Annotated in this window: 1 protein-coding gene and 1 other annotated feature; the gene reads right to left on the bottom strand. The window is 24.5% G+C overall.

Features of this window, described 5'->3' with window-relative positions:
- Positions 1 to 490: 490 nt before the first annotated feature.
- Positions 491 to 714, bottom strand: a binding site (T-box leader).
- A gap of 67 nt (positions 715 to 781) precedes the next feature.
- Positions 782 to 1,642, bottom strand: a complete 861-nt coding sequence (locus RWY47_RS15960; protein WP_021431346.1) for a hypothetical protein — start codon at positions 1,640 to 1,642, stop codon at positions 782 to 784.
- Between the last annotated feature and the right edge of the window lie 47 nt (positions 1,643 to 1,689).

Genomic DNA, 1,689 nt, shown 5'->3' with positions numbered 1-1,689 from the left:
CTTTCATTATTACCCTCTCCTTAAAATAATATTATTTAACCTATACATATATTTGTTTATTACTTTATTATATTCATCCCTTTTATTATTTACTTGTAAAAATTTTTTATAAATCTTTTTATAAACTAATCACAATTTTATTTACTAATTAACATATTTAATCTCTTTCAATTGCATTTTTTTGCAATAATTTTTTTAACATCTATTTTGGGTACAACAAGTAATCCTGTTTCAATATTTTTATATTTTTTAATCAAATCTATTTTTTCAGGAATTAAGCTTTTTTGACTTTTTAATTTTAATTATTTTTATAATATTATATTTGCATATTTTAGTATACTTTCTTTATCTTCCATGGTAGAATATAGTTGTATAAATGTACCCAATTTTACATTTTATTGCAATATTATACTTGTTTCAATTAATATGTTTTAGTTATTACTGTAATTAATTATAGCTAAGTAATAAAAAAAGACCCTCGTACCCTTAAAAAAGGGACGAAAGTCTTGTTATCCGCGTTGCCACCCTAGTTGTTTATATTTTATAAAAATATAAACCTCCTCAGTCCTGTAACGTAGGTTTACGACTAATCTTACTATTATTTCGGACTAGTAGCTCCGGAATGGATTCAAAAACCATTGTAATGAGTTCTCACCAACCACTCACTCTCTGAATACAAACTTGCTTTTTACTATTTTCCTTCTTAGCTATATTCTTTATTCTATTTAATAAATATTATAGTACATATGCAATCAATTTTCAATACAAATTATTAATTTTTTTATTTTAATAATATTACTTCATTTAATTTTAAATTTACTTCAACTGTTGTATTGTCTTTTACATCATCGTAAATATATCCTATTACCTCTAGTTTCTTTGCATCATTAGAGTGTACTGAACTTAAACTTACATCTTGAGATTTTTTTATTACTTCATATGAATCTAAGTAAGTTACATTAGTGTACTCATTTTCATCGTTTAATTCTGCAACTTCTAAAACTACACTACCTATATCTTTATCTGAAATATTTTTTATTGTAATTTTAGAGCTATATCCACCATTAACCTCACTTACAAGCTCTGGTTTAGATATTCCTAATATATCATATTTTGCATCTTTTACAATTCTCTCTCTCGTAGTTGATATATCCATTTTATTAGTTTCTAAATCTACACTTACAAGTTTATTTCCTAAGTTATATGAGTATCCCGTAACTTTAATGTCTTTAGTATACTTTTTATGTGCAGCTTGTATATATGCACTTTCATTTGGTTTTAATGTGATTTTGCATAAAGCTTCTGTTTTTGCCAATGCAGTGTTTTCTTTATCATACTCTCTAAATGTTAGTTCTATATTTCGAATATTAAAGTCACTTATATTTGTAACTTTAGTTTTTGTATCTATAAGATTAAGTTCTTCACTATTTCCACTTTTGCTTTCATTTATTATTTCTGTTTTACCTATTTTCAATACTTTAGCATTTTTTTCATTTATATCAATGTTTACACTCTCAGATTCTATTTTTTTATTTATATTATTATCAGTAATACTTTCATTTGATGAGCACCCTGAAAGCATGCTAACTGTAACCATTAACATTGTACATATTATTGATGTCTTATTTATAATGTTGTTCATATATTAGCACCTCAGTTCTTCGTCTTTGTTATTATATTATACTATAT

This window comes from Paraclostridium sp. MRS3W1, assembly GCF_032465715.1.
Classification (GTDB): Bacteria; Bacillota; Clostridia; order Peptostreptococcales; family Peptostreptococcaceae; genus Paraclostridium; species Paraclostridium dentum.
The sequence above is the reverse complement of the archived record's forward strand: the minus strand, read 5'-3'. Positions and strand labels throughout refer to the sequence as shown.